This window comes from Frankia sp. CeD, from assembly GCF_000732115.1.
Taxonomy (GTDB): domain Bacteria; phylum Actinomycetota; class Actinomycetes; order Frankiales; family Frankiaceae; genus Frankia; species Frankia casuarinae.
On record NZ_JPGU01000004.1, the window covers coordinates 1 to 19,698 of the forward strand.

Sequence of the window (19,698 nt, forward strand, 5' to 3'; positions counted from 1 at the left end):
GAACTACTACGGCGCACACGCTGAGTGGGCCGCGCACCTCGCCGCCCGGGTCTGGACCATCGTCGCCACCGCGGAGCGTAACGGCCGTGAACCCCTCGCGTTCCTGACCGGCTACCTGAACGCCTGCGCCACAGCCGGCGGGAAAGCACCCGCCGGCCCCGCCCTCGAACCCTTCCTCACCTGGCAGACCACCACCCAGACCGGCAGCCCTCCCAGCACCGACCCACCCCAGGACGGCCCACCCGACGGGCCCGAGCCCTAACCCCACCCACAAGCCGAAAACCACCCGACCGGCAACACCGGCCGGGCCTTCGGCCCGCCCACCCACGCCATCACCGAACTCTTACCAATCACCAGTCTGCCGACCCACCAGGCCAGCCACGACCTTCTCACCAGCCTCACCCGCGGCCGCTGGTCCATGGAGAACCGGCTGCACCGGGTGCGCGATGTCACCTACGACGAGGACCGCCACCAAGCCCGCACCGGCAACGTACTCCAGATCACGGCCAGCCCGCGCAATCTCACGATCACCATCCTGCGCCTGACCGGAACCGCCAACAATTCGACGTGAGAGTTCACCCCACGACGGCTGTTCTGCGCTCTGGAAGGCAGCAAGTACGCGGCGATCACTGCGGCCGGTCAGGACGCCAGTTGGCTGGTCGCGAGATGCAAGGACCGGCCCAGATGTCGCATCGAGATCACAGATTAGTGTCGGGCTGCTCTCACTCAACTTGAAGTTGACCCGATTCTGTTCACACCTGGGCTCTTAAAGATAATGGCCCCAGGGAGGAGTGCAGGTGCCGAGATCAAAACCGCCGTGCATTGCAGATTTCCGCCGGCATTTGGTAAATCTTGTCCGTGCCGGTCGGATGCCCGAGATCCTGTCGAAGGAATATGGCCCGCCGGGACAATTGATCCGCAGCGGGGCCCAGGACGTCTCCCGGGAGGAAGATGCCGCAGTGGATGAGCTGACCACAGCCGCATGCGAGGAGTTGAACCGTCTCCGGAAGGAGAACCGGCAGCTCCGCGAGGAACGCGACATCCTCCGTGTGGGCGATCTCGTTATTCCCCAGGGGTTGCGAGCAGGTAATTCCCCAGGTGGCCCGTGGTGTTGATGTTAGCGGGTGGTCTCGGTGGCCGGGGGGATCGCGGCTGTTCGTGGGCGTTTGTTGGGTCGGTAGCTGTGGCCGTTCATGAAGATCTGGTGGCTGGCGTTGACGAGCCGGTCGAGCAGGGACTCGGCGACGACGGGGTTCGGGAACAGCGGGTACCAGTCGACGGGTGACCGGTTCGACGTCAGGATCATCGACTTACCGGCGCGTTCCCGGACGAGTTCGTAGAGGTCGTCGGCTTGGGTGGCGGTGAGCTCGCGCATCGCGAAGTCGTCGAGCACGAGAACGGCGGGTCGGGCGAGTTCGGCCAGGCGGCGGGTCCAGGTGCCGTCGGCGTGCCCGCCGGCGAGGTCGGCCAGAGCGCGGGACAGGGTGGTGAAGCGGACGTCGGCGCCGGTCCGGACGGCTTGGTGGCCCAGCGCCTGGGCGATGTGGGTCTTGCCGACGCCGACGGGGCCGAACAGGATGACGGACTCGCCGTTACCGAGCCAGCGCAGGGCGGCGAGGTCACGGATGGCGGCGGCGGGCAGCTTCGGGTTGGCGGTGNAGTCGAACCCTTCGAGGGTGGCTTGTTCGGGGAAGCGGGCGCGGCGTAGCCGGCGGGCCAGGGCGGTGGCGTCGCGGCGGGNGATCTCGTCGGNGCAGAGGACCTGGAGGAACTCCAGGTGGCCGAGCTGGCCGGCGGCGGCTTGGGCGAGACGGGCATCGAGGGTGTCGAGCATCCCGGACAGTTTCAGCGCGCGCAGCGTGGTCTGAAGGGCGGCGCGGTCGACGACGGCGGGCGGAAGGGTGGTGGTCATGGTCGGGTGTCCTGCCTGCTCGGTGGCGGCTGGGGGGATCACGGTGTTCGCGACGCTGGTGGCCAGGGCCGGCGGGTTCGGGCTGGTCACGACGCCTCCTCGGCCGGGTCGGGGCCGGTCGTGGTGGCCGGGTCCGTGCCGGTGGCGGTGGGCGGGACGGCCAGGGGGATGACGTCGGCGAACAGCGCCTGGGGGCCGTGGAGGAACGCCGCCGCTCCGCCGTCCCCGCTGCTCGGGGGCGCCGGAGCGCGCTCGGTGCCGGCGGCGAGGATGCCCTTGACGGTGCGGTAGGACGGATCCCCGACCGTGATGGCCTTGACGCAGGCGGCCTCGAGCCTGCCCGGGTCGTGCCTCTCGGCGAGGCCGATCACCCCTTGGGCGGCGCGCAGCCGGTAGAGAGCGTTGTCGGCGAGTAGGGCGGCGATCAGCTCGACGCAGGCCGGGCCGATCTTCTCGGCCTGGGTGCGGCACCAGGTCGGAGTCCGCAGGTGGAAAGCGATCTTCTCGGGTGGGTAGTCGTTCAGGTCGGTCTGCTTGCCCCTGTCCTTGCGAGGATGGGTCTTGACGAGCTGCCCGTCGACGAAGAACTGGACCATGGCCGCGGTCTGGCGGGCGTGCACGGTCTGCCCGAGGTAGCGCCAGGGCAGGGAGTAAAGGACACCGTCGACGCGGGCATGGATGTCCGGGCCGACCTTCGCCGTCGACCAGCGCGCCGCCACGAACGGTGCCGGCGGCAGCGGTCGCAACGCCTCCCGCTCCGCCGCGGTGAACACCGCCAGCGGGGCGGCGCCGTCCAGTGGCCGGCACGCCCGGGCACCTGCGACCTCGATGCACCAGGTCAGGGCGGCCGCGCGCATCTCGGGCAGCGAGGCGAAGTCCCGTCCGCGCCAGAAACTGTCGCGGACGTAGGGCATCTGCCGCTCGACGTGCGGCTTGTCGCGGGGCTTGAACGCCCGCGCCGGATCGATGAGCACCCCGTAGTGCGCGGCGAGCTCGGCATAGGCCCGGTTCAGCTTCGGATCGTAAAGATCCGAACGGTCCACCCCGGTGCGCAGATTGTCCGGCACGAGCCGGCCCGGCGCGCCACCGAAGAAACCGAACGCCTCGACGTGCGCGACCGTCCAGGCATGGGAGTCCATGGTCAGAACCGGTCGGACGAACATGTGCCGGGAGAACGCGAGCACCATCACGAACGCCCACACCGTCCGCCGTCGCCCCGACACCGGGTCGGTCCACATCCCGAGCCGGCCGTAGTCGACCTGGGCCTGCTCACCCGCCTCGGTCGGGGTCAGCGCGCGGACGGTCACCCCCGCCCGGCGGGCCTCCTCGGCGACGTTCGCGCGAATGTAGCGGCGCAGCGAGGCCACCGACACCGCCAGGCCATGCTCGTCGACGAGCCGCTGGTGGATCGTCGACATCCGCACCCCCGCCCTCAGCTGGCCGGTGATGAACTCGTGATGGGCGCCGATCGCCGGCCACGTGACCTGCCGCAACCGAGTGTCGGCCAGCTCCGGGAACCAGCCGCGCACCCGCGCGGCCCATTCCGTCTCCGACAGCCCAGGTCCGCCCGGGGTCAGACCGGCGGCCTCCGCCGGGGCCAGGTACTTGCGGATCGTCTTGCGGTCCACGCCCAGACTCGCCGCGATCTCGTTGCGCGACCGGCCAGCGTGCCAGTGAACCAGGATCTCCACAATGTCGATCACTTCGAAGGTTCTCCTCGCCATCGCACCCCCCGCCTGACCTGCGCAGACGAGGAGCAACTGTGCTCCAACGGGAGGACCACCCCAAGCCCGACACGCACCCCGTCCCCCCGGGGAATTACGTGATCCGGCTNGGGAATTACGTGACCGTCAGCCCCTCNCGACTGAGGAATTACGTGATCGTCCACATCCGTAAGGCCACGATTTTTTACGCGTGGCCTGTCCTGTGATGTGCGGCCCCCCGCCGGGTCACGGCCGGACGGCTGTGTGGCCTGATAGGAGCCTGCCTGGTGCCCAGGGCCGCGGCAAAGTTGCTGGTTAGCAACTGATCTTCTTGATTGTTTCGAGTGGTCGTTGTGGTCGGCGGGCGTGGTGGCGTAGCGCTTGGGCGATGTTGGTGGTGCCGGTCAGGCGCAGGATGGTGATCGCGAGGTTGCGGAGGCTGGCCATGACCTGGGGTGCGTTTCCGGTGCGGGCGCGGTGGTGGTCCTCGTCGTAGGTGACGTCGCGGACCCAGTGGAGCTGGTTCTCGATCGCCCAGTGCCCTTGGGCGAGTTCGGCGAGTTGGGCCGGGCTGGCCTGGTGGGAGGGCAGGCTCGTCACCGCGTGGATGGTCTCGCTGGTGACCGCGCCGCTGGTCAGCGACCGGCGGCGGCGGGTGATCCGGACGGCCTGGACGGCGTGCGGGAAGTCGATCCCGGCGCGGATCTCGGTCGCCTTCACGGTCCGGCGTTCGGCGCGGCCGTGGCCGCGGCTGGTCGTTGTCGACGCGGTGCGGACCTTCGTCCAGGGCAGGGCCGTGAGCTGGGCGTGCAGGGTCGGCCGGTTCGCCTTGACGACCATCAGGTAGTGGGCGCCGCGCTCGACGAGCCAGGCGGCGGTGTCGTCCTGGGTATGCAGCGCGTCTTATGGTGACGTCTTCGTTATGCCGACGTGCCGTGGTCGCCGCTGGTGGGGGCGGTGGCCACGGCCGTGAGGTCGGGATAATGCAGAGGTTTTCGAGGAAGCTGATGATGGGGTCTGGTGGCTGGTATCGGCCGGGGGTTGTTCCGGCTGGCGCGGTGCGGGCGAGGGCTTTCTCCTTGAGCGCGAGATCGGCGTGGATGTAGATCTGGGTCGTCGCGACGTTCTCGTGGCCGAGCCAGAGCGCGATGACGGTGATGTCGACGCCGGCGTGCAGTAGCCCCTGGGAAGCCACCCGCGGCCCGTCGCCCACCGAAACCTGACTTCGCCGGCCTGCCTCTGATCGACGGCATACAGAGAGCCGGCGGCCCGACTCCCTCTGCGGGGGCCGGGCCGCATTTAGCATGATCATTGTGGTCGCGATGTGGGCGCGGACAACGCGGTCAATCCGCGCGGGGCACGTCCGGGCACTACGCGCCGCCAACCACGCTGGTAACGNCTTTGTCGACCTTTGGCGGCGGACACCTGGCCAGGCCTGCTTTTAACGTACTGGCGGAATAGGTCAGAGCGCGGCTCCCCCGCGCCGTTCCCTCCGCCAGGGGCCGCTTCGGCGCAGCGGCCCGGCCCTCACACGGCGGCCGGATCCGTGACGACAAGCCGGGCCAGATACGCGGCCGTCGGCCCGCCCGCGGCGGCGATCTCCTCGGGCGGGCCCTCCGCACAGATCCGTCCGCCGGCATCCCCGCTGCCCGGTCCGAGATCGACCACCCAGTCGGCGGCCGCAGCCACGTGCAGGTCGTGTTCGGCGAGGACCACCGTGCTTCCAGTATCGAGAATCGCGTCGAAGGTATTCACCAGCCGCTGGACATCGTCCGGGTGCAGCCCGGTCACCGGCTCGTCTAGCAGCACGAGACCCGGCCGCCTGCCCCGAGAGCCGCGGGTGAGCGTGGCCGCGAGCTTCAGGCGCTGGGCCTCGCCGCCGGATAGCTCCGTGGAGCTCTGCCCCAGTTGGAGGTAGCCGAGCCCGACCTGGCGCAGGGTCCGCAGCACCGCAGTCAGTGCCGCAGGCTTCGTCAGAACCTCGGCGGCCTCGTCGACNGTGAGAGCTAGGACCTCGTCGACGGAGAGGCCGCAGTACCGGACCGAGAGGACGGCCGGACCGAACCGCCGGCCGGCGCACGCCTCGCACACCACAGTGACATCCGGCAGGAAATGCATGTCCACGGAGCGGAGGCCGTAGCCGGCGCAGGCCTCGCAGCGGCCCCCGCCGGAGNTGAAGGAGAAGTCCGCGGCGCTGAGGCCCTTGGCGCGGGCCGCGTCCGTGTCCGCAAAAAGCGCTCTAATGGAGTCGAACGCCTTGGAGTATGTCGCAGGATTAGACCGTGGCGTGCGGCCAATCGGTTCCTGGTCGACCAGACTGACCCACCCAACGGCTTCCCCGCCGCGCAGACTCCCGAGCGAGCCGGACCGTCTGCCTTCGATCACAGTGGCGACACCGTCGCCGAGGCAGTCGCGAAGCAGGCTGCTCTTCCCGCTGCCACTGATCCCGGTCAGGCAGGTGAGCACACCGAGCGGGAGCCGGAGCTCGGGCAGGTGCACGTTGTGGCTGCGGGCGTCGAGGAGGGTGAGCCAGCCGAGTGCCGGCGCGCGGCGAGGCCGCGACACGCGTGGCTTCACACCGGACAAGTAGGGGGCCGTCCGCGACTGCGGGAAGTCGGCCAGCTCCGCCGGCGGGCAGGACGCCACTAACGTTCCGCCGCGCTCGCCAGCGCCCGGGCCGATCTCGACGACCCAGTCCGCCTTGGCGATGAGTTCGGTATCGTGTTCGACGAGCAGGACGGTGTTCCCTGCGTCGCGAAGGCCGCAGATGATGTCCACTAGGTGCACCTTGTCCGCCGGGTGCAGCCCGCTGGTCGGCTCGTCTAGGACGTACACGATCCCGGTGAGCCCGCTGGCGAGTTGCCCAACCATCCGGGCACGCTGCAGCTCCCCGCCGGACATCGTCGGGGCCGGCCGGGAGAGCTGGATGTGGCCGAGGCCAAGCTGACCGAGCAGCCCAACCCGGCCGGCCAGCTCCGGCACGAGCGCCTGCGCGACCTCGCGCTGGATCGACGTCAGATCGGTTTCGATCCTGGCGAGCCACCCTGCGGCTTCGCTGACCGGGCGCCCGACGACTTCCGCATAGGTAAGACCGCCGACCCGCTCGGTCCGGCTGTGGACGCCAAAACCGGTGGCGCCACATTCAACGCAGTCCACCATGCGCATGTAGGGGAGATAGCGCTGCTTGGCGCTTTCTGTCTTCGCCGCGGCGAACAGCCGTTCCACGTCGGCTACCGCGCCGATCAGGGGCTTGGACCAGCGGACGGTGACCTCGCTGTCGGAGTTCTTGTTCGGCAGGTCGATGCTGACATCCACGGCCTGGTCGCCGGTGCCGTGGAGAAGCGCATTCCTGAACTCGGCCGGCAGGGTCCGCCAGGGCTGCTCGAGATCCGCGCCGTACCGCCCGGCGAGGAAGGGCACGGCGGCCTGCTCGCCGGACCGGAACCGGTCGAACCAGGTGGACGCGCCCTTGGCCAGCGGTGCGTCAGGATTGACGATGATGAGGTCAGGATCGGCGCTCAAGGTGACCCCGGCCCCGCTGCAGGCCGTGCAGCCGCCGTCGGCGCTGTACCTGTCGAAATGGGAGGACGAGAGCTCGGCGACCTTGTTTCCGCCTCCGGCCAGCGACGGTATCCGCGAGTACAGCAGCCCGAGGTAGGCGTCCACGCCTGTGAGCGTGGCCAGCGTGGACCGGCTGTTCCGATTGAGACGCCGCTGGTCCACGGCCAGGGTCGCGCCGAGGCCGGTCACCCGGTCGACCTGGGGTCGGTCGCGGGGGGAGATGTACTGCCGGACGAACGGCGCCAGCCCCTCGATGTAGCGCAGCTGGGCCTCGGCGTGCAGCGTGTCGATGGCTAGCGATGTCTTGCCGCTGCCACTGACCCCGACGAAGGCGACGACGGCATCCCGGGGAAGGGTGACGTCCACGCCACGAAGGTTANGGGTGCGCGCGCCGGTGACGGTGATCCATCCGGTAGTGCTTGCGCGGGACGCTTGCGTTGCCATCCCCTATCGGTTCCTCACGGTGAGCCCGTGGTCCGGGCGCCACGACTCGATGACGAGGTGGCGGGACGGCCGCGAAACGGTAGTGGTGAGTGTCACGCCGACGATGTCTACCTGGAAGTAGTGCAATCCCTGACGTCCGGGCTCTGGGATCCCGACGGCGAGCCCGGCGATCTCCGCGTCGTCCGGTTGGGTGACCAGATCGTGTTCCGACGGGTCTGTGGAACCGCTGAACAGGGATACCCGAGGGTCGCGGTGCACGTCCATGNCCTCGACGGAGCCCGCCATCAGGAGCATCACCAGGTCATCGCCGCTGAAGTGGGCCTCGACGGCGCTGATGCGCGGTTCACCGTCCTGCCGCAGCGTGGTGAGTGTCTTGTGTCGGCGGTCCCCGAACCGTCGCCGTACACGGTCCGCGAACTCCGGCTCAGCCGCTGCGATTGCCCGCCACGAGGCCATGCGCACTCCCCAGTCATCAACTAGTTGACGTTACGTGACCACCATGTTTGACCACATGTGACTCTAGTACGACCGGCCGAGTGCTCCGCCAGAATGGTCGCGCGGGTTCTCGGTGATCGCTGGCGGCCGTTGCGCCGGCGGCCTGTGGCCAGTCCGGAAGACCCGCGGGCCATAGATGATCTACGGGCTGGCGGCCGCTGGAACTACGGGCCCATGGGCGGCCGGCGGCAGACGCTGGGGCGATGGTCCGCGACGGTGGAGCAGCCCGCCTTTCTTCTTGTCTCGGCATGGTGATCGTCAACGCGGCCCCGGCCGATCGGTCACCAAGAGTGCCCGCCAGGGCCCAGGTTCACTTGACAGCCTTGCGCACGCGCTCTAGTCGCTGACCTGCGGATTGACCTAGCATGACTAAGTAAAACCCACTTCTTGACAAAACTTGTTATCAACTTTAATGTCTTCATGACAATGAGGAGTCACGATCTGTTGACCGATGGCCTGATGTAGCCCATACGTCGACATGGAGTCAGCACGACCCAGGAGACCGCCCGTGAGCCGCATTGCTTCGCCTGGGCAGTCCACCGCGACCATCGCCGAGGTGCCCGACCTCGCGGTGGGCGGGTGGCCTGAGCCGGCTTGGAACGCAACCGACCGGGATCTAGGAGAGGCCACCTTCATCTCGCTGTTCGAGGCGCAGGTCACGCGCACCCCTGATGCTCCCGCGCTCTGCTTCGAAGGACGCGAACGCAGTTACGCCCAGGTCAACGCCGACGCCAACCGCTTCGCCCGACGGCTGGTCGAGCTCGGTGTCGGGCCGGAGCGGCTCGTTGCGTTGATGCTGCCGCGATCGGACGACGCCGTGGTCGCGATCCTCGCCATCCTCAAGGCAGGTGGCGCGTACCTGCCCTTGGACCCTCGGCATCCGGCCGACCGGACCGCGTCGATGCTGGCCGACGCCCGTCCGTTTCTCCTGTTGGTAGTCCGCGACACCCCGAATCCGGACAGCGCCGCGCGCACCCGGACACCCGTCTGGCGGCTCGACGCCCTGCTCGCGGCGGCGGCGGCGGAACGCGGAACCGACCTCACGGACCGGGAGCGACGAGCGCCCCTGCACGTCGATCATCCCGCCTATCTCATCTACACCTCGGGCTCGACCGGCAAGCCAAAAGGTGTGCTTGTGTCCCACCGGGGCATCGCCAGCCTGGCCACCGCGCAGGGCGAGGCGTTCCAGGTCGGGCCGGGCAGCCGAGTGCTGCAGTTCGCCTCGCTGGGCTTCGACGCGGCGGTATCCGAGCTCAGCATGACGCTGCTGCGCGGCGCCGCCCTCGTGGTCGCGCCGCAGGAGCGCCTGGCGCCGGGTGCGGCCCTTGCCGAACTGATGATCTCAGCCGGCATCACCCACGCCACCCTGCCGCCGGCGGTGCTCCCGCTGCAGGAGGGCGCGGACCGGCTGCCGGCAGACCTCGCGCTGATCGTGGCCGGTGAGGCCTGTCCGNCCGACCTGGTCGCCCGGTGGGCGCAGGGGCGGATCATGATCAACGCGTACGGCCCGACCGAGTGCACCGTGTGCGCGACCATGATTCGGCTGGCGCCGACCGACACGCCACCCCCGCTCGGGCGGCCGATCGCCAACACAAGAGTGCATCTGCTGGACAAGTGGCTGCGTCCGGTGCCGATCGGTACGCCGGGAGAGCTGTTCATCAGCGGGCACGGCCTCGCGCTCGGCTACCTGCGGCGGCCGGATCTTACCGCGGCGCGCTTCCTCGCGGATCCCTTCGGCGCCGCCGGCGCGCGGATGTACCGCACTGGCGACCTGGCACGGTGGCGGCCCGACGGCGCCCTGGACTTCCTCGGCCGGGCGGACGAGCAGATCAGCATCCGCGGGCATCGGGTGGAGCCCGCCGAGATCGAGGCCGTGCTCGCAGAGGACCTGGACGTCGCCCAGGCGCGCGTGACGCTGCGCCACGACGCGGGAGACCCGCAACTAGTGGCGTACGTGGTGCCTGCGGCCGACTGCCTCGTTCATCCATCCGGTCTGCGCCGCTTGGNCGCCGCCCGGCTCCCTGACTACATGGTTCCGCTGGCCTTCGTCGAGCTTGAGCGGCTTCCGCTGACCGCCAACGGGAAGCTCGACCACGCGGCTCTCCCGGCACCGCGGGTCGTGGCCGGCCAGTCCGCAGCGGCACCGCGGACTCCGCAGGAGGAGATGCTCTGCCGGCTGTTCGCGGAGGCGCTTGCCCTTCCCCGGGTCAGCGCCGACGACCACTTTTTCGAGCTCGGCGGGGACTCCCTACGGGCCGCCCACTTGGTGGCGCAGATGCGGACCACCTTCGGCGTGACGCTCCCGCTATCCGCCGTCATCGAGGCCGGAAGCCCGGCCGGCCTAGCCCGTCGGCTGGGCGTGGACAGTGCGGACGCCGCGCTGGCCCCGCTGCTGCGCCTGCGCCCCGCCGGCAGCCGGCCGCCGCTGTTCTGCGTGCATCCGGCGGGCGGCATGAGCNGGTCCTACGCGGGCCTCCTCCCGCATATTGATACCCGTCATCCCGTCATCGGGCTGCAGGCGCACGGTCTGGTCGACGGGCAGCTCCCGCTGCGCGGTCTTGACGAAATGATCGACAAATACCTGGCCGCGATGCGGGAGACGCAGCCGCACGGTCCCTACCATCTGCTCGGCTGGTCATTCGGCGGGCTCGTGGCGCACGCCCTAGCCGCGCGGATTCAGCGCGAGGGCGGGGAGGTCGGACTCCTCGCGCTGCTCGACGCCTATCCGGTGCTTCCTCCCGACCTTTTGCATGAGGACGACGAGCCAGCCTTTCTCGCCGACCTTCTGCATTTCATCAATGTTCCTGCCGGCGATTTGCCGGACCGGCCAGTGGACCGAGCGCTGGTCCTAGAAGTCGCCCGCCGCGAGGGCAGCGCGCTGGCGAGCCTCGATAGCCGTACCATCGAGCGGGTGATTGACGTCTTCGCCGCCAATCACGAGCTGCTGCGCCACTACGAGCCACAGACCTACCAAGGCGACCTGCACTTTTTCACCGCTGTTCGGGGTCGCCGCGACGGGTTGTCGGCCGCGCAGTGGAGCCCTTTCACACACGGGGAGATTCGCGAGCACGAAGTGGACTGCGAACACCGGGACATGGGGCAGACGGGGCCGATGGCGCAGGTAGGCCTAGTTGTCGCAGCCCAGCTCGCCGCGCTGGGCGAGCTGACCGGCCGTCCCACGACCTAGCGCCGTACCGCTTCCCGGTCAGTAGCTACAGCCAGAACCGATCAGGAGGAGAAATGAGCGCACCCACGGCGGAGCTCTTCGACGTCGTCGTCATCGGAGGCGGGCCCGGCGGATCGACGGTCGCCACGCTCACCGCCAAGAGCGGCCACCGCGTACTGCTACTCGAACGCGAGCGCTTTCCGCGCTATCAGATCGGCGAATCCCTACTTCCGTCCACGGTACACGGGGTCGCCCGGCTACTGGGGGTAGACCAGAAGCTGCGCGAAGCCGGCTTCACCCGGAAGCAGGGCGGCACGTTCCGTTGGGGCAGCAACCCCGAGCCCTGGACCTTCTCTTTCGCGGTGTCGCCCCGGCTCGCCGGTCCCACGTCGTTCGCCTATCAGGTCGAGCGGATGAAGTTCGACCAGATTCTGCTGGACAACGCGCGCGAGAACGGTGTCGAGGTCCGTGAGTCGTGCGCCGTCGTAGACGTGACCGAGGACGGCGAGCGGGTCACCGGTGTGCGCTACGCGGACCCGTCCGGACACGAGCGCACCGTGGCGGCGCGCTGCGTCGTCGACGCGTCCGGCAACAAGGGCCGCACCTACCGCCACGTGGGAGGTGAACGGCATTATTCCGAATTCTTTCAGAACCTGGCACTGTTCGGCTACTTCGAGGGCGGGAAGCGGCTGCCCCCGCCCTCGTCGGGCAATATTCTCTCGGCCGCCTTCGACGACGGCTGGTTCTGGTACATCCCGCTGACTCCGGACCTGACGAGCGTAGGCGCCGTGGTCCACCGCGACTCGGCGGAGAAGGTGCAGGGCGATCCCGAGCAGGCGCTGCAGAGCCTCATCGACTCCTGCCCGCTAATCAAGGAGTATCTAGCGGACGCGAAGAGGGTTACCAGCGGGCCCTACGGCGAGCTGCGGGTGCGCAAGGACTACTCGTACTGCAACACGCGATTCTGGCGTCCTGGCATGGTCCTCGTCGGGGACGCGGCCTGTTTCGTCGATCCGGTCTTCTCCTCCGGCGTTCACCTGGCGACATACAGCGGAATGCTCGCCGCCAGGTCCATCAACAGCCTCTTCGCGGGGACGGTGGGCGAGCAGGAAGCGTTCGATGAGTTCGAACGACGGTACCGCCGTGAATACGGCGTCTTCTACGAGTTCCTGGTTTCCTTCTACGGCATGCAGGCCAACGAACAGTCATATTTCTGGGAGGCCAAGAAGATAACGAACTGCCCGCTGTCGGAGTTCGAGGCCTTTGTGGAACTGGTGGGCGGCGTCGCGTCCGGCGAGGAGAAGCTGGCGCCAGGTGCGGTCGCGCGGCATCTCGCCACCACTTCCCGCTCGCTCGCGGACGCAGCCGAGGAACTGACTGAGCAGCGCGGAACACTGCACGCCGCCGGCGTCGTGGCGAACGCAATGGCCGAGGGAGTCCGCGTCCAGGCGCAGGCGTGGTTGGGCGCCGAGGCAGGCGACGAGACACCCCTGTTCCCCGATGGGCTGGTGAGCTCGCTGGACGGGCTGCGGTGGGTTCNCCCGCGCAGCTGATCCCGGCGCCTAATTCCGTCACCCCTTCCTCGGCGACACAGGAGGAACACAATCAACGGTCATCTCGTTCCGATGCCAGACTGGCAGGCGCTGCAGCTTGGCGTGTCCGGCGCGGTGGTGCTACCCAGCGACGCCGGCTACGATGAGGCTCGGAGCCTCGCGGACCGGCAGTTCGGCTCCGTCCGCCCCCAAGCCGTCATCTACTGCGCGTCGCCCGAAGACGTCGCGGAGGCACTGGCGTTCGCCCACAGGTTTGCCATCCACGCCGTGCCTCGCAGCGGGGGCCACAGCTTCGCGGGTTACTCCACCACCTCCGGAATGGTGGTGGATGTCTCCCAGATGAACGCGGTAGAGATCGACGGCGGCGCCGTGCGGGTGCAGGGCGGCGCGCAGATCGTCGATGTCTACGACCGGACGCTGCCGAGCGGTCTGGCCGTGCCGACCGGGTGGTGCCCCACCGTCGGGATCGCCGGGCTGGCGCTCGGCGGCGGCCTCGGCCTCGAGGGCCGCCGCCACGGCCTCACCGTCGACCACGTCCTCGGCATCGAGGTAGTGCTTGCCGACGGCCGCGTGGTGCGGTGCGACGAGCACGGCCACCCGGACCTGTTCTGGGCGATGCGCGGCGGTGGCGGCGGTAACTTCGGGATCGCCACCTCCTTCACCTTCCGGCCCGTGCCGGTGCGGGAGATGACCAACTACTCGCTGAGCTGGGCGTGGTCCGATGCGGTAGCGGTCGTCGAGGCCTGGCAGCGCTGGGCGCCCACTACGCCGGACGAGATGACCCCAGTGCTGAGCATCGAGCTCGAGGATTCGGCCGACGGCAACGAGCCCCATCTCAACGTGCACGGCGCGTGGCTCGAACGGCCGAGCGACCTGGACGGTCTGCTGCGGGCCCTGGTGGACGTCGTCGGGATCGAGCCGGAAAGCTTCTCCCAGCAGACCGGTCCGTATCTGGACGGGTTGCTGCACTGGTTCGGCTGCGAGGGAATGACTACGGCCGAGTGTCATACCGTCGGTCACAACCCCGAGGCGAAACTGCCCCGGGTGGCCTTCGCGCGGGCCCGCGGCAACTTCATCCGCGACGCGATCCCCGGAGAAGGGATACGGGTGATGCTCGGGGTGTTCGACTCGGCCCGACAGGCGGGCCAGATGCGCAATCTGGACTTCCTGACCTTCGGCGGTGCCATCAACCGGGTGCCGCCCGACGCCACCGCTTTCGTCCACCGGGACAGCCGGTTCTACGTGGGCTACGCGGTCGGCATGGTGGAGAGCGTTCCCGACGTGGAACAGAAGGCCGCTGCCGAATGGGCCGACTCCTGCTGGGCAACGCTCCAGCGCTGGGCCTCTCCGTACACCTATCAGAATTTCACCGATCCCGCGCTGCCAGACTGGCGCGAGCGGTACTACGGCTCGAACTACCCGCGGCTGGCCCGGGTGAGGGCTGCCTACGACCCGGCCCACTTCTTTCGCTTCCCCCAGGCCATCACATGACGGGAGCAACTGTCTCTCGCCTCGCCCGCGGGACGCGGCTGGCTGCGACCGCCAACCGCCTGCTGCGCCCTCTTCTTCGAGGCGGGCGATTCCTGCCCGCTGCGGTGGCGATCAGCACCGCGGTGGCAGCCGCCCGCGCGATGCGGCCGCCGCGTGCCGCCGGTACCGAGGCGCCGGCTGACTGCTTTTCCGCCGGCCGGGCGGCGGACCATCTGCGCGAGATCGCCGCCGAGCCGAGGCCGGTCGGCTCACCGGCCAACGACCGGGTGCGCGAGTGGCTCGTGAGCCACATGCGCGACCTAGGCCTGGAGGNGGAGGTCCAGGTCGGCGCGGCAGCGGTCGATCTCGGCCCCGCACCCTACGGCGTGCGTTACCGGGCGGGGGGCCGGGTGCACAATATCGTCGCCCGGCTGCCGGGAACCCAACAGGGTCCGGCGCTGCTCCTGATGACCCACTACGACTCCGTGGAACACAGCCCCGGGGTGAGCGACGCCGGGATGCTCATCGCGGCGGTGCTGGAGACCCTGCGGGCCCTGCGCACCGGGCCTCCGCTGCGCAACGACCTGATCGTCGTCCTGACCGACGGGGAGGAGGCCGGTCTGCTCGGCGCCCGGGCGTTCTTCAATGACCATCCGGCCGCCGCACGCGCCGCGGCGGTGCTGAACTTCGAGTCTCGCGGGACGAGCGGCCCAGCGCTGATGTTCGAGACCGGCCCGCGCAGTGGCCCCCTGGTCCGCAGGCTGGCCCTTACTCCGCACCGTGCGTTCGCGAGTTCGCTGTTCGACGAGGCCTACCGCAGGATGCCGAACACGACGGACTTCACGCTGGCGAAGGAGCGCGGGCTACCCGGCCTCAACTTTGCCAACATCGGTGGGTTCATCCACTACCATGGCCCCGGCGACGACTTCAGCCATCTCGACCCCGGCACCCTCCAACACCAGGGCGAGAACATGCTTAGCCTGGTCCGGGGCCTAGGCCAGGCGGACCTGAACAGCCTCGACGGCCCAGACGAGGTGTATTTCAGCCTGGGCCGGGGTTGGCTCGTGCATTATCCGGCACGTGCGGCACTGCCGTTGGCTCTCGTCGGCGCCTCGGCGGCGGCCGCCGCGCTCCTCGGGCGCCGCACGCCCGAGGGCGGTCGATGGANCNCCGGCNGGGCCGNCNCCGCTCAGNCCGCCCGCCTGCTCGCCGGCCCTGCCCTCAGCACCGGGCTGACCTGGGTGCTGGGCCACCGCAGCCCGCATTTCCGCAGGTCCGGCGACTTTCACCGGACCGACGAAGTGTATGCCGCGATGATCGGTGTAGCCGCGTCGCTGGCCCTGGTAGGCGATGCCACCAGCGCCGGCGGCCCCTGGCAGCGTCTGGGCGCCACCTTGCCGCCGCTGGCGGTGTCGTCGGTGCTGCTGTCAGTCGCGATGCCCGGTGGCAGCTACCTGACCACCTGGCCGCTGCTCGGTGGCACGGTTGGAGTGCTGGCGGGCAGCGGCCATCCCACGGTGGCTCGGCTCGGCGCCGCGACCGCAGCGGCCAGCGGCATGATGCTGCTGAGCCCGCTATCGCGGCTGCTCTATGAAGGTCTCACGCCGCGTCTCGCCGCCGCGCCGGCGCTCGCGTGGCAGCTGTGCGCAGAGATCGCCGCGCCTGCTCTTTGGACGTTGCCACCACGGGCTCGCGCGCTCGTCGTCGCCCTGGGGACGGCGACCGCAGCGGGTGTGGTGGCCTACCGGCTGGCACGTCCAGCCGGCGGCGCGACGCCTCCGGAGACCTTGAGCTACCTGTTGGACACGGACACGAAGGAGGCGCTGTTCGCCAGTAGCGACGCGGCTCCCAGCGCATGGACCAGGCGCTGGCTGGGTGACGCACCACGGCGTGGTCGCCTGCCGCTGTTTTTTCCCGGGTGGGAGCGCGACTTCCTCTACGCCACGGCCGATCCGGTCGACCTGCCTGCCCCTGCCGCAGAGATCCTCGCCGACGTGCCGAGCAGGGTTGGTCGGCGTCAGGTCAGGCTCCGGGTGGTTTCGAAACGAGGCGCGCGCCAGATCTCCGTCGCGGTGCCGCGGGGAGCCGTGCACACATGGTCCCTGGAGGGCCGGTCGACCGCCGCCAGCGCAGGACGGGCCGACGACCGGCCATGGGAGCTGTGGATCTATGCCCCCGGGCCGAGCGGGGTGGAGGTGGATCTCGAACTGGACGAGGCTCCCGTATGGGTGCGCCTGATGGATCGTACCGACGGGCTGACGGTCGGCACGGCCGAAGACGAGCCGGGACCAGGACATCCCGCCGCGGCGTTGGACATTGACGCGTGGGGCAACGGCACGTTCGTGGTCACGTGGCTAAGGCTTTGAGCCGCCACGTGGTGAGGCGAAGTTGCCGGGCCTGACCATTCATCTGTCGCGCGTGGTCAGCGCCGGTAGAGCTCGGCGGTGAAATTCTCCCAATGCGGCTGCCTCCCGTCGATGTCGGTGAAGCCATACCGCTCCATGAGGTGCCAGGAAGCCAGCGGCTGGCCGGCCAGCTTGGCGATGTCCGGGTCGGCGGCAAGGGCTGCCACGGCCCGCCCAATATAGTGCGGCGTCTCCGAACCAGCGAAATGGCGATCCCGGGCGACGCCGTCGCNCCAATTCTCCTCGGTGACGCCGAAGTTATCCAGCATCGCCTCCGAGCGCAGGAATCCCGGCGTGACAGCGAGGGCGGTCACACCGTAGTCCCGTAGCTCCTCCGCCATCGCGAGGGCTAGCCGGATGACAGAGGACTTCGCCAGGTCGTAGAAGAGGTTGCCCCGGTAGTCAGGCTTGTAGCCATCAGTGATCTCGATGATCAGTCCGCTGCGGCGGCCCACCATCAGCGGCGCGCCATAGCGAGAGGTGATGATGTGCGAGTGCACGGCTCGTTGCTGCATGAGAAGGCCCTTGGCTAGGTCCAGCTCCCAGAATGGCGTCTGCCACGAGGTGAGCTCGTCGCCGCCCCAGACATCGTTGACCAGAATGTCGAGCCCGTCCTGCTCCCCCCGGATCCGCTCGAAAAGCGCCTCGACCTGTTCGGGAACGGTGTGGTCGACCTGGACGGCGATGCCGACGCCACCGTCGCGGGCGACGAGTTCCGCCGTCTCCTCGATGGTCTCCGGGCGGTTCCCACTGGCGGGGNGACCGGCGATGCTACGTCCCGTGCAGTAGACGGTAGCGCCCTGGGCGCCCAGCTCACGCGCGATGCCTCGGCCTGCTCCGCGGGTCGCGCCTGCCACGACCGCTACCTGGCCCTTGAGTGAGTTAGACAACGTACTCCTTAGCTGAATCGAGAACCTGCTTGGTGGGGTGGCCATTGACGATGGCTCCCGCTTCAGTCTACGGAGCGGGCGGACCGTCTCAGCTCTGCGCAGCGCGCGTGTCAGGGGGCGTGCATCGCGGGCAGGTGCGGGAGATGTGCGGCCATGATAGCGGCGCAAAGGAATCGCAGGATCGCCGGCCTGCACCGCGACGCTCTCAGCGCTCCACTCATCCCGTGGCGACCGAACCCTAGTTCGACTGGTGCGCGGTTGATCGCGGCGTCGTAGATGGGGCGGCGGCCTGCGAGGTCACCCTCGGGCTCCGGACCGGTGGCTGGGCGCTGGCGCTACAAACCAGGTCCTCGGGATTCTCTATGACCTCAGAACTGGTGGTTCCGGGTGTCCAGGGCCAGGGACCACGCACGCTCTCTACGGCGGGGNGGGCAGGGGGCGGTGTGTCGCCGGGCCAGCGCTCTGATGGCGAGGCGCTCGCCAATACCGATGCCGATGCCGATGCCGGTCAGGACCGCGTGGAGGTAGCCGTGGCAGGGCCTGCCCGCAGCCGAAGTGGAGCGGTCCCGCTTCCGTGGACAGCGAACATGAGGTTCACTGGTCCATAGGGAAGGATCGTGATGGGATCAACTCGCCGGAAGTTCACCCAGGAGTACAAGGCCGAGGCGGTAAGGTTGGTGCTCGACTCGGGCCGGCCGGTCGCCGACGTCGCGAAGAGTCTGGGTATCCACGAGGCCACGTTGGGGAACTGGGTGAAGAAGGCGAAGGACGACAGCGAGGACGAGGAACGGCCGCTGTCGGTGTCGGAGCGCGCGGAACTCGAGGAGCTCCGGAAGAAGTACGCGCAGGCCCAGATGGACATCGCCTTCCTAAAAAAAGCGGCGAGCTTCTTCGCGAGCGAGCAGAGGTAAAGTTCGAGTTCATCTCGACCCATGCTCCGAGGAAGCCTGCCTCCGCCGACGGCGTGCACACGTTCCCCGTCGACTACATGTGCCGGAAACTCGACGTCTCCCGGCAGGGCTACTACGCCTGGAAGAAACGCGGCCCGTCCCAGCGGGACAAGGACGACGCGACCCTGTCCACCATGATCCGAGCCGTGTTCGACCGCCACCAGGGACGCTACGGCGTCCGGCGGATCTTCCACGAGCTCCGCCGCCAGGGCGTCGCCGTCGCCTACAAGCGGGTCCACCGGCTGATGGTGACGATGGGCCTGGTCAGCGTGCACCCCCGGCCCCGCCGGCCGGTCACCACGGTGCAGGCCGCCGCACCCTCGGCGCTGCCGGACCTCGTCGGCCAGGACTTCACCGCGGCCACACCGAACCAGCTGTGGTTCGGCGACATCACCTACATTCGTACCTGGGACGGCTGGGTCTACCTTGCCTCCGTGATCGACGCGTTCTCCCGGAAAATCGTGGGATGGGCTGTCGCCGACCATATGCGCACCGACCTCGTCCTCGACGCCCTACGTATGGCCATCACCNCCCGACGGCCGCCCGCCGGCGTCATCTTCCACGCCGACCGCGGCAGCCAGTACACCAGCCACGAGTTCGTCGCCTTCTGCCGCGCCAACAACGTCCGGAACTCCGTCGGCCGCACCGGGATCTGTTTCGATAACGCCGCCGCCGAGTCCTTCTGGGCCACCCTCAAGAAGGAGTTGATCCACCTCCACCCGTTCGACACCCTCGACCGCGTCCGAACCGGAGTCTTCGAATACATCGAGATCTACTACAACCGGCAGCGGATACACTCCGCGATCGGCTACCTCACCCCCGTCGAATACGAGGAGAAATTTGACAGACAAGTCCTTCGTGTAGCATAGTCAGTACTGTCCACAAAATCGGGAACGCTCCATCCGTCCCGACCGCCGACGTCACCCGACGCCGCCATCCCGGACACCCGGCCCGATCGAACCGTTTCCACTGTCGTGCGGCCTGCCACGATCACCTCGACCGCACGACTCCCCGACCACCGACGGCCGGCGAGGCCGCGGCGTGGCACCCCTGTGCCCGTAATCCGGGACCGCCCGTCCACCCGTCGGCACGGAACCGGGCAGAGCACATCACGCCGTTGCCACGGCCCGGCAAGGTCAGAGCCGGAGA

Annotated in this window: 12 protein-coding genes and 1 pseudogene; 8 read left to right on the forward strand and 5 right to left on the reverse strand. The window is 68.9% G+C overall.

Annotation, left to right across the window (positions count from 1 at the left end; genetic code table 11):
* Both CED_RS04095 and CED_RS25730 read left to right on the forward strand, forming a co-directional pair.
* Positions 1-262 (forward strand): annotated as a pseudogene (locus CED_RS04095) (IS66 family transposase); the annotation flags it as partial.
* Positions 263-439: 177 nt separating this feature from the next.
* Positions 440-571: a hypothetical protein gene (locus tag CED_RS25730; RefSeq protein WP_255361088.1), complete on the forward strand. Its 132-nt coding sequence runs from the start codon at positions 440-442 to the stop codon at positions 569-571.
* Positions 572-1,117: 546 nt separating this feature from the next.
* Here CED_RS25730 and istB read toward each other — a convergent pair.
* The 4 genes from istB to CED_RS04120 all read right to left on the reverse strand — a co-directional run bounded on the left by istB (position 1,118) and on the right by CED_RS04120 (position 7,620).
* Positions 1,118-1,912 carry an IS21-like element helper ATPase IstB gene (istB, locus tag CED_RS04105; protein ID WP_051868669.1) on the reverse strand — a complete coding sequence of 265 codons (795 nt, stop codon included), beginning with the start codon at positions 1,910-1,912 and terminating at the stop codon, positions 1,118-1,120.
* Positions 1,913-1,998: 86 nt separating this feature from the next.
* Positions 1,999-3,615 carry an IS21 family transposase gene (gene istA, locus CED_RS04110; RefSeq protein ID WP_063613402.1) on the reverse strand — a complete coding sequence of 539 codons (1,617 nt, stop codon included), beginning with the start codon at positions 3,613-3,615 and terminating at the stop codon, positions 1,999-2,001.
* 315 nt (positions 3,616-3,930) lie between these two features.
* On the reverse strand, positions 3,931-4,512 hold the full coding sequence (locus CED_RS04115) for an ISAs1 family transposase (RefSeq protein ID WP_152569692.1): 582 nt from the start codon (positions 4,510-4,512) through the stop codon (positions 3,931-3,933).
* 630 nt (positions 4,513-5,142) lie between these two features.
* Entirely contained in the window at positions 5,143-7,620 is a 2,478-nt protein-coding gene (locus tag CED_RS04120; protein ID WP_035908701.1) for an excinuclease ABC subunit UvrA, read from the reverse strand.
* A gap of 1,003 nt (positions 7,621-8,623) precedes the next feature.
* Between CED_RS04120 and CED_RS04130 the strand changes: the two genes are divergently transcribed.
* The 4 genes from CED_RS04130 (at position 8,624) to CED_RS04145 (ending at position 16,670) form a co-directional block, all read left to right on the forward strand.
* Positions 8,624-11,302, forward strand: coding sequence for an amino acid adenylation domain-containing protein (locus CED_RS04130; protein ID WP_160172361.1), 2,679 nt, complete (start codon positions 8,624-8,626; stop codon positions 11,300-11,302).
* Positions 11,303-11,355: 53 nt separating this feature from the next.
* Complete coding sequence (locus CED_RS04135) at positions 11,356-12,834, forward strand: tryptophan 7-halogenase (protein WP_035908703.1); 1,479 nt, start codon at positions 11,356-11,358, stop codon at positions 12,832-12,834.
* A gap of 72 nt (positions 12,835-12,906) precedes the next feature.
* Entirely contained in the window at positions 12,907-14,325 is a 1,419-nt protein-coding gene (locus tag CED_RS04140; protein ID WP_035908705.1) for an FAD-binding oxidoreductase, read from the forward strand.
* Positions 14,322-16,670: a M28 family peptidase gene (locus CED_RS04145; protein ID WP_152569693.1), complete on the forward strand. Its 2,349-nt coding sequence runs from the start codon at positions 14,322-14,324 to the stop codon at positions 16,668-16,670. The genes CED_RS04140 and CED_RS04145 overlap by 4 nt, the downstream gene beginning before the upstream one ends.
* Before the next feature lie 56 nt (positions 16,671-16,726).
* Here the strand turns inward: CED_RS04145 and CED_RS04150 are convergent, their stop codons facing one another.
* The gene (locus tag CED_RS04150) at positions 16,727-17,599 is read right to left on the reverse strand and encodes an SDR family oxidoreductase (RefSeq protein ID WP_035908707.1); all 873 of its coding nucleotides are present in this window, start codon (positions 17,597-17,599) and stop codon (positions 16,727-16,729) included.
* Between the two features lie 620 nt (positions 17,600-18,219).
* Here CED_RS04150 and CED_RS25005 point away from each other — a divergent pair.
* Both CED_RS25005 and CED_RS04160 read left to right on the forward strand, forming a co-directional pair.
* Complete coding sequence (locus CED_RS25005; protein WP_035908708.1) at positions 18,220-18,510, forward strand: transposase; 291 nt, start codon at positions 18,220-18,222, stop codon at positions 18,508-18,510.
* Positions 18,511-18,521: 11 nt separating this feature from the next.
* Entirely contained in the window at positions 18,522-19,418 is an 897-nt protein-coding gene (locus CED_RS04160) for an IS3 family transposase (protein WP_235186891.1), read from the forward strand.
* The last annotated feature ends 280 nt before the right edge of the window (positions 19,419-19,698 follow it).